This window comes from Paenibacillus ihbetae, from assembly GCF_002741055.1.
GTDB classification, from domain to species: Bacteria; Bacillota; Bacilli; order Paenibacillales; family Paenibacillaceae; genus Paenibacillus_AQ; species Paenibacillus_AQ ihbetae.
Genome location: NZ_CP016809.1, coordinates 2501159 through 2518646, shown reverse-complemented (window position 1 = coordinate 2518646; position 17488 = coordinate 2501159). Strand labels below are relative to the sequence as shown.

General features: G+C 52.9%; 16 protein-coding genes, 1 pseudogene and 1 riboswitch. Of the genes and pseudogenes, 12 read left to right on the top strand and 5 right to left on the bottom strand.

Annotated features, from left to right (window positions below):
- Positions 1 to 421: 421 nt before the first annotated feature.
- Positions 422 to 790 (bottom strand): hypothetical protein, encoded by a 369-nt coding sequence (locus BBD41_RS11340; protein WP_077569924.1) that lies wholly within the window; start codon positions 788 to 790, stop codon positions 422 to 424.
- Between the two features lie 370 nt (positions 791 to 1160).
- Here BBD41_RS11340 and BBD41_RS11335 point away from each other — a divergent pair, with 370 nt between their 5' ends.
- The 6 genes and pseudogenes from BBD41_RS11335 to BBD41_RS11310 all read left to right on the top strand — a co-directional run bounded on the left by BBD41_RS11335 (position 1161) and on the right by BBD41_RS11310 (position 7417).
- Complete coding sequence (locus BBD41_RS11335) at positions 1161 to 1964, top strand: zinc ribbon domain-containing protein (protein ID WP_077569923.1); 804 nt, start codon at positions 1161 to 1163, stop codon at positions 1962 to 1964.
- A 106-nt stretch (positions 1965 to 2070) separates the two neighbouring features.
- Positions 2071 to 2853: pseudogene (locus BBD41_RS11330) on the top strand (TrmB family transcriptional regulator); the annotation flags it as partial.
- Between the two features lie 500 nt (positions 2854 to 3353).
- On the top strand, positions 3354 to 3659 hold the full coding sequence (locus BBD41_RS11325; protein WP_077569921.1) for a hypothetical protein: 306 nt from the start codon (positions 3354 to 3356) through the stop codon (positions 3657 to 3659).
- Between the two features lie 138 nt (positions 3660 to 3797).
- On the top strand, positions 3798 to 4898 hold the full coding sequence (locus BBD41_RS11320) for a metallophosphoesterase (RefSeq protein WP_206098298.1): 1101 nt from the start codon (positions 3798 to 3800) through the stop codon (positions 4896 to 4898).
- Positions 4899 to 5196: 298 nt separating this feature from the next.
- Positions 5197 to 5297, top strand: a riboswitch (purine riboswitch).
- 148 nt (positions 5298 to 5445) lie between these two features.
- Complete coding sequence (locus tag BBD41_RS11315) at positions 5446 to 6015, top strand: xanthine phosphoribosyltransferase (RefSeq protein WP_077569919.1); 570 nt, start codon at positions 5446 to 5448, stop codon at positions 6013 to 6015.
- A gap of 43 nt (positions 6016 to 6058) precedes the next feature.
- Positions 6059 to 7417, top strand: coding sequence for a nucleobase:cation symporter-2 family protein (locus tag BBD41_RS11310; protein ID WP_077569918.1), 1359 nt, complete (start codon positions 6059 to 6061; stop codon positions 7415 to 7417).
- A 146-nt stretch (positions 7418 to 7563) separates the two neighbouring features.
- Here BBD41_RS11310 and BBD41_RS11305 read toward each other — a convergent pair whose 3' ends face one another.
- From BBD41_RS11305 to BBD41_RS11290, 4 genes are all read right to left on the bottom strand, one after another.
- A complete protein-coding gene (locus tag BBD41_RS11305) occupies positions 7564 to 7902 on the bottom strand; it encodes a DUF4870 domain-containing protein (RefSeq protein WP_099477646.1) in 339 nt (112 codons plus the stop codon).
- A 105-nt stretch (positions 7903 to 8007) separates the two neighbouring features.
- Complete coding sequence (locus tag BBD41_RS11300) at positions 8008 to 9963, bottom strand: electron transport protein (protein WP_099477645.1); 1956 nt, start codon at positions 9961 to 9963, stop codon at positions 8008 to 8010.
- A 158-nt stretch (positions 9964 to 10121) separates the two neighbouring features.
- Positions 10122 to 10397, bottom strand: a complete 276-nt coding sequence (locus BBD41_RS11295; RefSeq protein WP_077569915.1) for a transposase — start codon at positions 10395 to 10397, stop codon at positions 10122 to 10124.
- A gap of 98 nt (positions 10398 to 10495) precedes the next feature.
- A complete protein-coding gene (locus BBD41_RS11290) occupies positions 10496 to 11527 on the bottom strand; it encodes a serine hydrolase domain-containing protein (protein ID WP_099477644.1) in 1032 nt (343 codons plus the stop codon).
- Positions 11528 to 11856: 329 nt separating this feature from the next.
- On the opposite strand from BBD41_RS11290, the gene BBD41_RS11285 reads away from it, so the two are divergent.
- The 6 genes from BBD41_RS11285 (at position 11857) to BBD41_RS11260 (ending at position 17425) form a co-directional block, all read left to right on the top strand.
- Complete coding sequence (locus BBD41_RS11285; protein WP_007130415.1) at positions 11857 to 12045, top strand: hypothetical protein; 189 nt, start codon at positions 11857 to 11859, stop codon at positions 12043 to 12045.
- 301 nt (positions 12046 to 12346) lie between these two features.
- Entirely contained in the window at positions 12347 to 13096 is a 750-nt protein-coding gene (map, locus tag BBD41_RS11280) for a type I methionyl aminopeptidase (RefSeq protein WP_099477643.1), read from the top strand.
- Positions 13097 to 13497: 401 nt separating this feature from the next.
- A complete protein-coding gene (gene coxB / locus BBD41_RS11275; protein ID WP_077569912.1) occupies positions 13498 to 14547 on the top strand; it encodes a cytochrome c oxidase subunit II in 1050 nt (349 codons plus the stop codon).
- 83 nt (positions 14548 to 14630) lie between these two features.
- On the top strand, positions 14631 to 16478 hold the full coding sequence (gene ctaD, locus BBD41_RS11270; RefSeq protein WP_167393015.1) for a cytochrome c oxidase subunit I: 1848 nt from the start codon (positions 14631 to 14633) through the stop codon (positions 16476 to 16478).
- The gene (locus tag BBD41_RS11265) at positions 16475 to 17098 is read left to right on the top strand and encodes a cytochrome (ubi)quinol oxidase subunit III (RefSeq protein ID WP_028407358.1); all 624 of its coding nucleotides are present in this window, start codon (positions 16475 to 16477) and stop codon (positions 17096 to 17098) included. Before ctaD ends, BBD41_RS11265 begins: the two co-directional genes overlap by 4 nt.
- 3 nt (positions 17099 to 17101) lie before the next feature.
- On the top strand, positions 17102 to 17425 hold the full coding sequence (locus BBD41_RS11260) for a cytochrome C oxidase subunit IV family protein (protein ID WP_077569910.1): 324 nt from the start codon (positions 17102 to 17104) through the stop codon (positions 17423 to 17425).
- Positions 17426 to 17488 lie beyond the last annotated feature (63 nt).

Below are 17488 nucleotides of genomic sequence, written 5' to 3'. Positions count from 1 at the left end.
AAACCCCGGAGCTGTGCTTCGGGGTTTCTTTGGATCAAATCCCTGAGGTTTCCCAGGCGTGGATGCTGCCTATGCTGCAAGTTCAAGCACATTGTAATCTTGAAACACGTTGTGATCTTATGAGCTTCAAGCATGTCGCGAGCTTCAGGCGATTGCGTTCTTGAAGCACGTTGCAATCTTGAAACACGTTGCGAGCTACAAGCGGTTGCGATCTTAAAGCATGTCACGAGCTTCAGACATGTGACGATCTTCAAGCGGTTGCGCGCTTCGAGCGTGCATACTTTCAAGCATGCCGCAAGCCTCCAGTCTGACGCAAGCAGCGGGAAGCTTGCTTACGGCGTTCGGCTGCTGCAATCGGTGAAAGAGAAGCCCTTCAGGATTTTTTTTCACATTACGGCTGCTTCATGGCTTGCCATTTCGTTTATTTATTGAGCGGAGCATTCTCGTAGCCCGGATCATCATAGCCGGTGTCATCCATTTTGCGGATAATGTTCATATCCTCGATCATGCGGCGCGTACGCTCATCCCCATGCTCATGGAGGAACGCGTACAGGTCGATCGTCCGCTCGTCAAATTGCTCAATGGCTTCGTCGTGATCAGCCGATTTATACGGAACGAAGGTCCGTTGGAACGCGTAGCGGTCGGTGCTGCTGAAATCATTCATCAGATCCTTCAGCCGGGTTAATTCGTCCTTGCTGAGCATGACGGTGAATTCATTGGAATCTCCGGGGACATCCCGGATCAGATTATGGTTGACGGAGACATAATAGGTTTTTTTATCGGTGGTCATGCGTTATCCCTCCAGTAATGGCAGCTGATTTCCTGCACGGTCGGTAAGCTTTCGTTGCTTGCTAACGCTGCCTTGAATGCAAGCGCTGGCTTTTTTCTATTCTTTACACTACCGGAATCGGGTTGAATCACTTGAAATGACAGGAAAACGGCGATTTTCACAAGAAGCAAGGAATTTGGTATGATAGAATCACCGTTACCACCGTATACTGGATTGAGATGTCCGCCCTCCAGCATAGCCCCGATCGACGGCATGCGGGAAACGGAGGACCGGTTAGGGGTGAGCGTGTACTTTTACTAATGATGATAAACTAGACGCTGCTTTTGAAAGCGCGTGATGAACCGGGTATAAGGAAGAGGAGGATATAGGGATGAATATATTGCAGAGGCTTAAGGACGGTGCGAACCGGGCGACGGAAAAAGCCCAGCACGTGGTGGAAGTCAATAAACTGAACAGCCAAATCGCGGAGATCGAGCAGCAGAAAAATTCATATTACCTTCAGATGGGGAAAGTATTCTATGAAGGCTACCGCATGCAGGATATGTCCGTTGCCGAGAAGGAAATGGTAGAGCTGGCCAAGACCTGCGACGGTCTTCAGGAGAAGATCGAAGAGATCCGCAACCGGATTGCGGTGCTGAAAAACGAACGGGTCTGCCAATGCGGACGCGTGGTGGCGCTCGATGCCAATTTCTGTCCGAATTGCGGCCGCAAGCTGGCCAGCATCGTTCCGAAAGAGGAGGAGCCGATTGAGAAAGCGGTGAAAGATCCTGAGCTGAACAAGGTCAGATTTGATTTCGAGGATGAGGATGAGGCCGATGCTTTTGCGGCGGCTGCCGATGAACGGGACCATGAGCCATACACGTATCGTCAAGGTCCTGAGCCGTTCAGCCCTGTCGATGAAGAGCTTCTCGAGCCCGAGGTGGATCCTGAGCAGCTTCGTCTTGAGCAGGAGGAGCAAGAGAAGGAGCGCCGACACTGGGAAGAGCTCGAGCGCGAGCGGGAAAGACAGCTGGAGCTGGACCGGCGCATCCGTTTCTGGCAGGAAAACAATCAGAACCAGGATTATGTATCCGGAGAAGAGCCGGTACGGGATACGGTAAAATGCCAAATTTGCAGCGTCGACCTGCCGAAGGGCTCGAAATGGTGCCCGCGCTGCGGAGCGGAGCAAATCTAATTGAATTGTAAGGGAATCGGACGACCATGGCCTTAAGCGCAAGTTCAACAACAATCGTGTGTATGATAGAGCAAGCGTTCGAGCATCTTTGGGGGGACTAGAAATTATGGAACAATTGCTGCATCATCTGCGCAATTTGGGATTTACCGAGATTGAATCGAAAATTATGGTGGACCTTGCCGAGCATGGACCTGCCGGAGGCTACGAGGTGGCCAAGCGCCTCGGCGCCTCCAGGTCTAATGTGTACGCGGCCATGCAGCGGCTGGAGCGGCAGGGAGCGCTTGAGCGCATGAGCGGAGAACCCGTCCGATACCGATCGCTGAAGCCGGAGGAGCTGACGCGCATGATCTCGGGACGCGTCGAGGCTTCCCTTGCCTATGTGGAGAAAAGCCTGCCGCGCAGCAGCGGTACGGCTGCCCCGTTCCTCAGCATTGAAGGAGATCAGGCCGTGCTCGATGCTCTCGTTCGGGAGCTGGGACGGGCGGAGCGCGAGATCGTGGTCGATGTCTGGCGGGAGGAGGCCGCACTGCTGCGCGAGCCGCTCGCTGAAGCGGAGGCTAGAGGCGTTAAGGTGCTGTGGGCATGCGACGGCCCTGAGCAGAGCTTGTCGCGTACCCTTGCCTGGCCGGGCTGGCGGGGCCTCGAGGAACGAAAGCGGGGCGGCCGCAAATTCTCCTTCGTTGTGGACCGCGAGTGGTGCATGCTCGGAATGCGCGGCGGCGAATTCGAGACCGGGGCCGTGATTACGGAGCACCCTGTGATGGCTGAGCTGCTGCTGCATCATTTTACTCAAGAGATGGTGCTGTTCCAGCTGGAGCAGGATATGGGGGACACACTGGAGTCGCGGTACGGCCGGAATTTCGGGTACATTCAGAGCGAGTACGTGACGCCGGAAGGCTTGGCCGACCCGTACGGGGAAGAGGATGAGCGCGAGAATGATCCTGACTTCTTCAGGAAGTCTGCGCCGGAGACGGGGGCGTTTGAAGAAGCGGCACCCGGTTTGGAAGCGGAAGCCGAATCCGGCGTTAGCGCGGAGGCTGGGCTTGAGCCGGTATCTGAACCCGCATCTGAACCCGCATCTGAACCCGCGTCCAAAGGGACAGACAGCGGATCGTGACAAGCACGATCTATCCGTATTGGATGGTGCGTCAGAAATCGCTAGTTTATCTATATCAAGGCTCGCGTATTCAGCGCAATGGCATTGAATGAATCGGCAATGACAGGAATCACAGCCCGATACGGTATCTTATGATAAACTACAACCAAACTTTAACGAACGCCGGGAACTATCCTGGCGTTTATTTGCATAAGGGATTATACACCCGCGATGCAGGATATCATGAGTAAAGGGCAGGATATTCAGACAACGAAGCGAGAGGAGTGGCATGCATGGAATGCATCGTTCATTTTACAGTCGGGCACAAGGAGGGACCCAAGAAATTGAGGGGCCTGATCTTTGTGGATAAGGGCAAGCAGCCTACCGGACAACAGCTTCTGGATATGTTTCACGATATGGAATATAACGTCGTTCCGGATGAGCGCGATGAGCTGCTGTTCAAGCCGGCGGCTCCGGATGCAACCTACACCTATATCCGGGTCAATGAGCTGGACATGGGGCAGGAGCGTTACACAGAGGATCGCAACCTGAAGTCGATCTTGAACGAGCTCATTCCGCGAAAGCACACGGGGTTATAACCTGAATAGGAACAAGCGCCGACACGGTATACGATCTCAAGCATGGATTTATCCTTATGGATGCTGTCTTCCCTACCGGCGAATGCTGGGATTTGCTCATTAGCCTTGCTATAATGAGTGTATGAAAAGGAGATGGCGATGTATATTTTCATAGGTATCATAGCGTTGATCATTTACGGTTTGCTTGTCTATTATATCGGGCGAAGTGTATGGAGCTGGATGGGCCCGGGGAAATCCGCCTTGTTCAAGACCCTGTACATTATCGTCCTGACGGTTGTATCGACCTCTTTTATATCAGGGCGCTTTCTCGGCAATCTTACGGTGCTGAACGTAATCGGAGCCTATTGGATGGCGGTCTTTTACGTACTGATTCTCGTTCTCCCGCTGCTGCATTTAACGATGTGGGTGCTGCGTCTAACGAAGCTGCGACGGGACGGGGCGGGGAAGAGAGCGGGCCTGCTCGTGCTGGTACTCTTGCTGCTGTTGATCGGGCTTGGCACGTTTAATGCCTATAGTCCGACAGTGCGGGCATACAGCGTGAATATTGCCAAGGATGCGGGAGCGATGGATGAGCTTAACATTGTCATGGCCTCCGACATGCATTTCGGACTGCTGTCGGGAAAAGGCCATGCAAAGCGGATGGTTGAGGAGATTAATGCGTTAAAGCCGGATCTGGTGCTGTTTCCGGGCGATATCATCGATGATGATCTGGACGCTTATCTTAACCAAGGCATTGACGAAATCTTGTCAGGCATCCGCTCTACATATGGGGTATATGCTTCGCTTGGCAACCATGACCGCTTCGAGGGTGACATCCGGGAGTTGATTGAAGCACTGGAGCGCAGCGGGATGACCGTGCTGTACGATGAGGCGGCAGCCGTCGAGGACCTGATGATTGTCGGGCGGCGGGATAAGCAGGATACGGGGCGTGCAGCATTATCCGAGATCATGAAGGAGGTCGACAAGACGCGGCCGACATTTCTTCTGGATCATCAGCCGAATGCGCTGGATGAGGCCGAGGAGCAGGGCGTGGACCTGGTCGTCTCGGGGCATACCCACCGCGGGCAAGTGTTTCCGGCACACCTGATTACCGGGGCGTTGTTTGAAAATGATTGGGGTTACTTGAAAAAAGGACAAATGCACTCCATCGTTTCCTCGGGCTATGGGTTTTGGGGACCGCCGATTCGGCTGGGCTCGCGTTCCGAGATCGTGCAAATTCATGTTTCGTTTCAGCCATAAGACATACGGGCCACCGGTTAACGGTGGTCTTTTTGTGTTCGAATGTCCATGGTACAGGCTCTTGGCTCTTCTGAATTCGATTTCCGTAAATTTTCACTTTATTTTTTCATGCCAGTTGCGTTATACTTCATTCATTCGGAATAATCATATTTACACGTAAGCATGAGATTGATTTTATCTTACCATGCAGATTTTGCAGACATTCAGAGGGCGGCTCTCAATGGGCGATCAATAGGGCGGAATGGTTAAATTCCCCTATGAGATTGAATCCGGGAGCGGCTGGAATCGAATGCTGCATCTTGCTGAACATACGTGTTCTCGTATATGTGCAGGGATTGGCCTGCATGTTTCTACCCGATCACCGGAAATGATTGGACTACGGGATACAGCGGCAGCGACGGACAAGCTGTAAGGGTCACGCCCTTATGCAGCTCTCGGCGTATTATTGCTGCTTATGCCCATTTGTTTCTTTTCCCGGCGATAACGGCGAAAGAAGGAGATGGGCTTTTCGTGCTTGGAATGTGTACAACAATGAAGGGGGAGCATCATGCAATTACTGCAGAACAAAGTGAAAGAGGAAGGCATTGTCCTTAGCGGACAGGTGCTGAAAGTGGATTCGTTCCTGAACCACCAGATGGATCCGGTACTCATGAAAGAGGTAGGCAAGGAATTTACGCGTCGGTTTAAGGATGAAAACGTCACCCGTGTATTGACCATCGAATCCTCGGGCATCGCGCCGGGCATCATGACCGCGCTCGAGATGGACGTGCCGATGATCTTTGCGCGAAAGCAGAAGTCGCTGACGCTCCGTGAGGATATCTTCGTGGAGAAAGTCTATTCCTTCACCAAGCAAGAGACGAACGAAATTACCGTTTCCAAGAAATTCATCAAGCCGGGAGACCGCGTTCTGATCGTCGATGACTTTCTGGCCAACGGCGAGGCTGCATTCGGCCTGGCCCGAATCGTCGAGCAGGCCGGCGCCGAGGTTGTCGGCATCGGCATCGTGATCGAAAAAGCGTTCCAGCCGGGCGGACGACTGCTCGCAGAGGCAGGCTACCGTGTGGAATCGCTGGTGCGCATTGCGTCGCTTGATGACGGTACAGTAACTTTTGCATAGATAACAAGCCATATAACAATCCACTGGGAGGAATTCAAGAGCCATGGGAGAACAGAAACAAGCGGCGTTGGAGCCGATCTTTGATAAACGGAGGAATCCAGGCAAGACCTTTTCACTTGGTCTGCAGCATGTGCTTGCCATGTACGCGGGAGCTATTATTGTACCGCTGATCGTAGGGAACGCACTTGGGTTAACGACGGAGCAGCTGACCTACCTCATCGCGATCGATTTGCTTGCATGCGGTGTGGCGACATTGCTTCAGGTATTTGGTAATAAATATTTCGGCATCGGGCTTCCGGTTATGCTCGGATGCGCGTTTCAAGCCGTTGGTCCCATGATCATCATCGGCCAGCAGCATGGCTTGTCCGCAATATATGGCGCGATCATCGCCTCCGGCTTGTTCGTCATTCTCTTCTCGGGTCTGTTCGGCAAGCTGATCAAGGTGTTCCCGCCGGTCGTAACGGGCTCTGTCGTTACGATTATCGGGCTGACGCTCATTCCGGTAGCTCTTAATGACCTGGGCGGCGGTCAGGGCAGCGAGGATTTCGGCAGCGCCTTGAATATCTCGCTCGGCTTTGGCGTCCTTGCCTTCATCATCATTATGAATCGCTTTGCCAAAGGCTTCTTGCGTTCGATCTCCGTTCTGCTTGGCCTGATCCTCGGAACGATCGCCGCTGCGCTGTTCGGGGGGCTCGATCTGACTCCGCTGCGTGAAGCGGGCTGGTTCCGTGCTCCGCAGCCGTTCTATTTCGGCACTCCGGAATTTAAGCTGATGCCGGTTCTGACGATGATTCTGGTTGCCATTGTCAGCGTGGCGGAATCCACGGGCGTATTTATGGCTCTCGGCAAAATCGTGGACCGTGATATCAAATCGAAGGACCTGGCCCGCGGCTACCGCGCGGAAGGACTTGCGATCGTAGTCGGCGGGATCTTCAACTCCTTCCCGTACACGACGTATTCCCAGAACGTCGGCCTTATTCAAATGAGCCGCGTAAAGACACGCGACGTCATTGTCGTTGCCGGCGGCCTGCTCGTGCTGATCGGTTTCGTGCCGAAGATTGCGGCATTAACGCAGCTTGTGCCGACATCCGTTCTCGGCGGAGCGATGGTTGCCTTGTTCGGGATGGTCGTTTCCTCCGGCATCCGTATGCTGGGCGACCAGGTGGATTTGAACCGTCATGAGAACCTGTTCATTATCGCCTGCTCTGTCGGAATGGGCCTGGGGGTAACGACGGTACCGGGACTGTTCGAGAGCCTGCCTGAAAACTTCCGCATTCTTGCCGATAACGGCATCGTTGTCGGCAGCGTGACGGCGATCGTGCTCAATCTGATCTTTAACGGGTTGAAATATACGAAGCCTGCTATGAAGCAGGGCGATGCAGCCGAAGGACATGCCGCATAAAGAAGGCTAACTCCTAGGCTAAGGCCGGCTTCGCCGGTTTCGCCCGATCCATGGAATTCTCCCTCATATAAATGCTACGCAAAAAAAAACGGCCTCAAGCCCTGTTCACAGGACTTGAGGCCGTTTTAACATCGGGCGGGTTTTCTTCAAATTCGCTGCATCTGTTTCTCCGCGATGGCTCCAATCCACGGAAGCTTGAACCATTTTCCCTGAATGGCGTTGGCCATCAGCACGAGCCACAGCACCACGCCGACCAGCGCAAGCAGCGCCGAAGCAAGCAGCCCGATAATCGGAACCGCGCCTGACAGCAGATGCGCAATCGCCAGAACGGCGAAGGTCAGCAAGGACTGCAGCGCATGAAAGATCACGTAGCGGCTTCTTTTCTCTAACGACAGAAACAGAATTCCTCCGACCATGGGGAAGAAGTAGCAGAGCGTTGCAGCCAGATTCTCGGGAAGTCCTGTGGATGATTTGAAAGGGGACAATGTCATCAACTCCTTGTCTTGGGCACCGTTCATTTCGGCAGGTCAAGCTGTATACCTTACCTTATGAACGGTTTGGACAAAGTATGATGCTTATTGTCTCCGAGCTTACTTCATTTTCAGGCTGAGCAAATATTGCACCAGCGCATCCTGCTGCTCCTTCGTAAAGCCTGTGCCGTCATCCACCCAAAATTCATGGCCTTGTCCCGTGATGTGGGTGTCCCTGAGCCGGGAATCCTTCCGATTGGCATCGATCACCTGCTGCCTGAGCCGCCGGTCAACCATCGCCTTCAGGCTGTTGTAGGGGTCTGGCTTAATTCCTTTCATAAGGGTCTCGGAAAGCCCAACCTGCGACAGCTCGGGACCGACGGCCACTCCGCCGTCATGGAGATACGGAGCCGACCATCGCAGCCCGATCAGCCCTTTCACTTTATAGCCGCCGCCGCTTTGGTTATGCCCGAACCCGAGCTCGATCTGCTTGGGATCGATATGCCCCATCGGCACTTTGACCACCCTAGCGTCAGGGGGAATGGGCACGGGCGTGTCCGGCGAGTAGAACAGCGCCTCCCCGAAGTCCTTCTCCGTCCGGTGGAAGGCATTCGCTCTGGCCGGCTCGGTGCCGACCTTGTCAACCGGCAGGATGCGATTGTTCGTAAAATAATCGCCTGCATGGCATGTAATGCACTGCGCTTTTTTGAATACTTCGGCCCCCAGGCGTATCGTCTTGGCATCCGCGTTCTTCGCAGGCGCTTCCGGCGGCCGGATCGTATTCTGATAAGCGGACATGGCATTGACCTGCTCGCCGGCTTTGAAGCCCGGCGAGCTGATATACAGCCCGTTCGGCGCGATCGGCGATACCTTCGGAAAATTCGGTGTTTTGATGACTTCATTAACGCCGGGCGTACCGGGATTCGGGTCCAGCTTGTTGAAAAATTGCGTCGGCTTAAGCCCGCTGCTGGGGCTGTAGCGAAACTTTGGGCTTGAGGCATTTTGCAGAATGGTGCCGGCATAGACTTCCTTATCGATACCGAGAAGAACCTCACTCACCTCGGTCTGGCTCAGCGTATCCGTGTTCTGGGCATGGACGTTGTTGCCGAAGGTGCTTAACCCGTTGAACCCGCCGGCCAGACCGAAGCCGCTCCAGCTGTACGGGTGGCCGCCTTTGGTGAACATGTCGGGGATTTGGGTAACGTCGCTGATCATATCCACCGTTGTGTCAAAGCTCCCCGGCACCCATTTGACCAGGTTATCGTCAACGGCCTTCTCCAGCATGTCCGGGTCAGGCAAAGGCTCTGCCTTGCCTTTGGAGTTGATCACCGTCCGGTTCTGGTCTTTCACATAATCCACAAGCTTGGATACGTCGGTATGCGTGAAATAGGCTGCGCTGTTAGGTGCGAGCGCGAGCAGGAGTCCCAGGTTCAGATCCGAATTCGGAGCACCCTCCACAATGTTGCCGGTATCCCGGTTGACCGTAGCATGGCATGCCATGCAGCTGACGCCAAGCTTGGTCCTGCCCTCGACGTAACGGAAGGTGACTCCGACCGGAGTATGGGCTCCTTTGGCGACGTCGAACCCGGTGGCGATTTTGTCTCCCTTGCGAAACGTTTTTCCCCCGACCGTAATGTCCTTATCCAGTTCGACCTGAAGATTGTCCGTTCCTTGTCCCTTCAAGTCGGCGATGGCCTTGAGGATGCCCTTCAGCTTCAACGGACCGTCAATAATGCCCACGATATCCGTTAAGAACACCTCATTGCCGAACGACTCCTTGTACAGCGTGCGTCTGCCGAGCGCAAGCAGATCCTCCGTGATCTCGACGGCCCCATTGTGTGGCGTAAGACGGGGATCGGCATCCTGCAGAGCTTTTCCCGGAACGGTGAGCATCTTGCCCCAAACATCATACTGGCGTACGGCGTTACGCTGAAGTGCTTGAAGAGCCTGTGTGTTTTCCAGCCTGCTTTTGGGCGGAATATAGGCATATTCAAGCCCTCTGATATCTACGGCAAGCCATATTCCGCACATAACAGCCAGTGGGACAAGAAGCCTGAGCCATCTGGTTGTAGTCATAGTCTTAATCACCCTTTGCATGAGAGCAGAACGAATGCTTCTGCTCACGAAAAGAACAGCTGCCCTAGATTACGGATGCCTGTTCATTGAAATAGATCGCGGTTTCGTCGGTTGCCGCTAAACGGCTCATCGTGTTGTTTCATTTAAAGTAAAACGTGTCAGTCGATTTCCACGTGGCGGAACGGGGAATCGATATTAACCTGCTTGTCGGGCCCTTTCTTTTTCGGAACAAGCCGTTCATCGGTTCGTCCCTGATGATGGTTCTCGAAATCGTATTCGGACAGCTTCCATTCCGTAGAGCCGTTTTGCGGGTCGAAAGGGAAGGTCTCTCCGCGCTTTAAATATTCCTCCCGGCCCCATTCGTTGGTATAGATCCCGTCTACTTCAACTTCATCCCTCGAAATTGGTGGCAGATCCTTGTCCTTACCGGCCATGTTGCATGCTCCTCTCAGCTTGAAATTTAGTAATGATTCATATCGCATAAAGTAACCAGAACCGGGAAGGTCTATCCGTATCCATACGAGATTTCAGGTTAACGTGTCGAATTTGACTGCAGAAGCCCGACAAGATGCCGTTCCAGCAGCATCCGCGGATTTCTCCAACGGCTTACCTTGCTGTCGGCCGTAAATACGATGACGGCGTCGAGCTTCGGCAGCAAGTAGATCTGCTGACCGCCATGGCCGTGGGCAAGCGCGAAGGGAGTTCCGCTGATCGTGCCGGTCCACCACTGGTAACCATAATCACCGAAGGCGGGGTAGCCCGCAGCCTGAGAGGTCAGAGCCTCATTCAGCCAGCCTTCCGGGATCAGCTCATAACCTTCCCAGCGTCCGCCGTTCAGGCAGCATAGCCCGAATTTGGCCATGTCCCTCGATGTCAGGTACAATCCGATGTGCCCCATGCTGTGCCTTTCCGGGCTCGGGGTCCAGGCCGCATGATCGATGCCAAGCGGCTCGAAGAGGTGGGCCTTGCCATAGGCAAACGCATCCATGCCGGTGGCCTCGCTTAGTGCGACGGAGAGCAGATGCGAGTCCGTGCTGCGGTATTGAAACACGCCCATTTGCTCCTCCATGACCGGGAGCGCCAGCGCAAAGGAGGTCCAGCTGCGGCTGCGATGGAAGCGGTGGATGAGCGGCTCCCCGAGCTTTTTGCCTGTCTGCCAGGCGAAGCCGGAGGTCATCGTCAGCAGATGCCGAAGCGTCACTTTACCTAAGAGGGGATGCGCCCTCCGCGGGATATACCGTTGGAGCACGTCCGTTACCGGCGTGTCCAGATCGGGAAGCTCGGCCCGGGCATTCGCAATGCCAATCAGAATGGACGTGAAGCTCTTGGTTGCAGACCTGAGATCGTTGAATGAATGGGCCGTATGCCCGCCGTAGTACCGCTCGTACAACAGTTTGCCGGCATGTACGAACAGGAAGCTTCGCATTTTCGGATATTGCTTGCGGATCACGCTGTCAACCATGTCCAGCGGATCGCGGGGAAGCCCGAGCTCCTCCGGTTCGGCAGCAGGAAACGGCGAGCCGGTCATGAGAGGAGCGCGCATCATCGGTTGGGTCTTCGTCATTTTCTTTCAGACCTCCTACGGATAAGGGATAGTTGTATGTATCTTAACCAGATTTACGCTTTCGGGGGCTGTGTATAAAATATGGCCAAAAAAACAATTTTTTGGGAAAGATGAAACAAACCGAAGAATATGATACAATATATTAATGATTCAGATGCATGCTGCTAGGGTATGTATAGTGTCAGGTGTACTTGGTTAGTTGCTGAATATCAACCTATGGTCACCGTAAGAACTGCAATATGGCTTCATCTTTAATTAATGGGGTAGATCTTTTCGGCATTCTCTTTAAACGGAGTATTTCATTCCACACGTTTTAGGAGGGATCCATCATGGCAACGAAAGGTCACAATGAGGTTAAGGAAAGTCTGCGGGAAATGACACGAATTTTCCGGCCTAAAGATCCGAAAAAATTTGTAAAGGAGTATGTCCGGAAGTACCATATTATGGGAGGTTATGAAGAAGAGCTCACGCTTGTCGTTGAACATGAGCTTGGGAAGATGAATTCCTCCGTATCCTGACCGTTAGCGCACCTGAACGATTAGAAATATCGCTATTAGCATGTTTCACCTTGTTATTACGTATATGGTTAAACCGTTTTCGGGCTTGGTCCCGAGGGCGGTTTTTTTGCATATCGGGGAACTCCTCGACCATAAAGGAAGGGCAGTGGTTGTTGAAAGACGTTTCAGTGCATCGCATGCGCCCCTAGGTCCAGCATATGAGCTAGGCATTCGAGGCTTTTCATCTGTGCGGTTAATTTTCGCGTTGTCCCGGACATATATTGTTAGCAGCTGGCGAAGCGAAACAAGGGAGTGGGCGGATGTGAGGATACAGCTGAAGAGCGCCGAAGAGATCGGATATATGCGGGAAGCCGGCCGCATACTTGCGGCATGCCACCGGGAGATTGCCAAGCATATCAAGCCGGGGGTAAGCACGATGGAGATCGATGAGCGGGTAGAGGAATTTTTAAAGAGAAAGGGGGCGACTCCCGAACAGAAGGGATATAAGGGGTTTCCTTACGCTACTTGTGCTTCGGTTAACGAGGTGGTATGTCACGGGTTTCCGGATGACCGGCCGCTGCGGGAGGGAGACGTCGTAACGATCGATATGGTCGTGAACAAGAATGGCTGGCTGGCCGATTCGGGCTGGACTTATGCGGTCGGCCAAGTCAATGCTGCTGTCATGAAGCTGATGAATCGGACGCATGAAGCTCTATTCAAGGGAATTGAGCAGGCAAGACCCGGGGCGGCTATGGGGAACATCGGGCATGCCATTCAGGAGGTTGCGGAAGAAGAGGGCTACGGGATCGTCATGTCCTTGGTCGGGCATGGAATCGGAAGGCAGCTTCATGAGCCGCCTGACGTCCCCAGCTACGGAACGCAGGGAAGAGGGCTGAAGCTGAAGGCGGGGATGGTCATTACGATCGAACCGGTGTTTACGTTGGGACCCTCCGGCGCCGTATTCTGGGGGGACGACGGCTGGACCATATCGAGCGCGGACGGGTCGGTCGGCGTACAATACGAGCATACGGTTGCCATTACGAAGGAAGGTCCGCTCATTCTGACGGATTAAGATCCGGAAAAATATCGCATAATGATAGGAGGAACCTTGCAGTCGGGGATGACTGCTTAAGGGACCTCCTTTTGTCATGATCGATTCAAAACGGGGAATTGACTGTATATAATGCATAGAACGTTGCCGTACAAGCTCCTGTGAAGATTGTCGAACCATAGGGCACGGGATGGGAGGTAGGTCATGAAAGCGATTGCAAATTCAGTAACGGCGCGACTTTGACGACTTTTCGAACAATTTGTGAACTCCCTGTGAATGATTGACAAAAGCAACCCGTGAACTTATATTTAATAAGTGATTGCTTTAATTGACAGGATTACTTCATCCGTGATTGTGCAGGTAGATTACCGCTGTTTGCGCCGGATGGTAGTCTACGAAAATCGGAAAAGTGGGGTAGATCAATGATGAAACGGTGGCAGGCTGTAAAGCGTCTTCTTCCTTTGATGGCCATGTTTGCTTTGGTGTTATCCGGCTGCGGACGTGAGGATTTGTCGGTCCTTAGGCCTCAAGGTCCGGTAGCACAAGGTCAACTGGATTTAATTAAGCTCTCCATTTCGATTATGATCGTCGTAATGGTTGTGGTATTTGGAATCGCCGCATACGTGCTTGTTAAATTCCGTAAGAAAAAGGGACAGGATAAGATTCCAGAGCAAGTCGAAGGAAACCACAAGCTTGAGATTATTTGGACGGCTATTCCGCTGCTCCTCGTACTCGTGCTTGCAATTCCTACTATTCAAAAGGTGTTCGCTTACGGCGAAAACGACTGGAACGATCCGGATGCAGTGAAGGTAGAGGTTACTTCTCACCAATTCTGGTGGGAGTTTAATTATCCAGACTACGGTGTTAAGACGGCTCAAGAGCTTGTCATCCCAGTAGGCAAGAAAATTGCTTTCCAATTGAAAACGAATGATGTGCTTCACTCCTTCTGGGTGCCATCGCTCGGCGGCAAGATGGATACGAACACAGAAGGCAGCGTCAACTACATGACCCTGATTGCCGACAAGGCGGATACATACATTGGCAAATGCGCAGAGTTGTGCGGACCTTCCCATGGATTCATGGAATTCCGGGTGAAAGCGGTTGATGACGCTACATTCGAGAATTGGGTAGCGGCATTCAAAGCGCCTGCTGTGCTTCCTGAGGATCCGGCACTTGCCGAGAAGTTCAAGACCAACTGCCTTTCTTGCCACGCTGTGGGCGACCAGGGCGGAGCGATGGGTCCTAACTTGACCGGTATGGGATCACGTGAGACCGTAGCGAGTATCTTGCTGAACGATATAAGCGGCGAACCAGGCTCGAAGCCGACGAAGGACAACCTGGTGGAATGGCTGTCGGAGCCACAGGCTGTTAAACCTGGCAACACGATGCCTAATCCGAAGGACCTCGGCTTTACCGATCAAGAGATCGAGCAAATTGCCGATTACCTGGCCAATTATAAGTTGGATTATTAATACAGCAAGAACTTTAAAAGGGGGTACAAACCTTGGCTCATGCTCATGCTCATAGCCATAGCGTCAAGCGCTACTCGGGGTTAATGGATTGGCTTACGACCGTTGACCACAAGAAAATCGGAATATTATACCTGATAGCGGGCGGCTTGTTCTTTGGTATCGGCGGTATTGAAGCGATTCTGATCCGTCTGCAGCTGATCAAACCGATGAACGATTTGGTATCGGCTCAGGTATTTAACGAATTGATTACGATGCACGGAACGACGATGATCTTCCTCGGCGTCATGCCGGTCATCTTCGCTTTGATGAACGCGGTGGTTCCGCTTCAGATCGGCGCGCGGGACGTCGCGTTTCCGTTTTTGAACTCGCTTGGCTTTTGGACGTTTTTGTTCGGTGGACTGCTGCTTAACCTTAGCTGGATTATGGGCGGCGCTCCGGATGCGGGCTGGACTTCCTATACGCCATTGTCTACAACAGAGTATTCCTCTACGCACGGCGTAGACTTCTATACCATCGGCTTGCAGATTGCGGGTCTTGGTACATTGATCGGCGGTATCAACTTCCTGGCTACCATCATCACGATGCGTGCTCCGGGAATGTCCTTCATGAGAATGCCTATGTTTACTTGGACTTCTTTCATTACATCGGCAATGATCCTGTTTGCATTCCCTGCGATTACCGTAGGTCTCGTATTGCTCAGCTTTGACCGGTTGCTTGGCGCGAACTTCTTTGATGTTGCGGCAGGCGGAAGCCCCGTATTGTGGCAGCATATTTTCTGGATTTTCGGTCACCCTGAAGTATATATTCTGATTTTGCCGGCTTTCGGTATCATTTCCGAAGTCATTCCGACCTTCTCGCGTAAACGGTTGTTCGGATACAGCTCGATGGTGTTCGCGACCATCCTGATCGCCTTCCTGGGCTTCATGGTTTGGGCTCACCATATGTTTACAACAGGTCTTGGACCGGTAGCGAACGCATTGTTCGCCATTGCAACGATGCTGATTGCGGTACCTACGGGTATTAAGATCTTTAACTGGCTCTTCACCATGTGGGGCGGACAAATCCGCTTTACCAGCGCGAACTTGTTCGCGATCGGTTTCGTGCCGACGTTCGTTATGGGCGGTGTAACCGGGGTTATGCTGGCATCGGCTCCGGCCGACTTCCAGTTCCACGACACGTATTTCGTAGTCGCTCACTTCCACTATGTAATCGTAGGCGGCTTGGTATTCGGTCTGTTCTCTGGTCTCCATTACTGGTGGCCTAAGATGTTCGGACGGATGCTGAACGAAACGCTTGGCAAATGGACGTTCTGGACATTCGCCATCGGCTTCCATCTGACGTTCTTTGTACAGCACTTCCTGGGCTTGCTCGGTATGCAGCGCCGGATCGTGTCGTACCTGCCGAACCAAAACTTTGACACTTTGAACTTTATTAGTACAATCGGTGCGATATTGATGGGTGTCGGTGTACTGCTCTTCCTGGCCAACGTTGTCATGACAGCGAGAAAACCTTCCGGTGTTGCGAACGATCCATGGGAAGACGGCCGTACCCTCGAGTGGAGTATTCCTTCTCCGCCGCCTGAGTACAACTTTAAGCAAATCCCGCTTGTTCGCGGTCTTGACGCTTTCTGGAAAGAGAAAATGGCCGGCAACAAGGAGATGACTCCGTCGGAGCCGCTCGGTCCGATCCACATGCCGTCGCCAAGCATTCTTCCATTCGTCATGTCGCTTGGTTTGTTCATCGCGGGTCTTGGCTTCATGTTCAGCACCGAGGAATTCTCGAATTCGTTCATGAGCCTAATCTTTAACAAATACATCGTTATGATCGTCGGTCTGGTCATCACGTTCGCTGCAATGATTGCACGTTCCGTATTCGATGATCATGGTTATCACATCGAGACTGAAGAACTCGAAGGGGAGGGGAAAGCATGAGCGCACACGCTGAACATGTAAATGGAGAGCTTCCTCACGAGCCGGAGAAGGCAACGCTTGAGGGCCGCAATAAGGTCTTGGGCTTCTGGCTCTTCCTTGGCGGTGAAGCCGTGCTCTTCGGTACGCTGTTTGCAACATTCCTGGCCCTGCGCCATCAGAACAATGAGGGCCCGACAGCAGCCGAACTGTTCTCGCTGCCGATTACGGCAGCAGCGACTCTGATCTTGCTTGTCAGCTCCCTGACCAGTGTGTTTGCCATCCAGGCTATGCACCGGCATAATCTCGAGAAGCTGAAGCTTTGGCTGATCGTTACCGTAGTTCTTGGTCTCGGCTTCCTTGGGCTTGAGATTTATGAATTCTATGAGTATGTCGCCCATGAATCGTTCGACATGAAGACGAGCGCATTCTCGTCCTCGTTCTACACACTGGTCGGCTTCCACGGCGCCCACGTTGCATTCGGGGTTGTCTGGATCAGCCTGCTGATCGCTCAGCTGTTCAAAAAAGGGTTAACCGTAGTTACTGCACCTAAGGTTTACGTGTCTGCGATGTACTGGCACTTTATCGACGTTGTATGGGTGTTCATCTTCTCGGTCGTATACCTTCTTGGAAAGGTGGGCTAAGATATGACAGCGAATCAACAATCCAATGAGGGTCATACGGTGAAGCACCGCCACCGTGTGGAGGGCCCTGAGAAACATATTATTGTCTTTATCTTCTCCATCATCCTGACTGCCATCGCGTTTGCCGCGGTTGCGGCGGGGGGCGTGAACCCTGCATTTACCATCATCCTTTTGCTGGTGATGGCGATCCTGCAAGTGTTCGTGCAGATGGGGTACTGGATGCACCTTAAGGACAAAGGTCATCTGATGCCGATCGTGTTCATGATCGGGGGCTTCTTCGTAGCAAGCACCTGTATCATCATGGCATTGTTCTGGGTTTGGTGGTAAAATGAAAAAGAGGAGGGCTAATAGCCCCCTCTTTTTTTAAGTCGTAGGAAGGTGTCACAATTT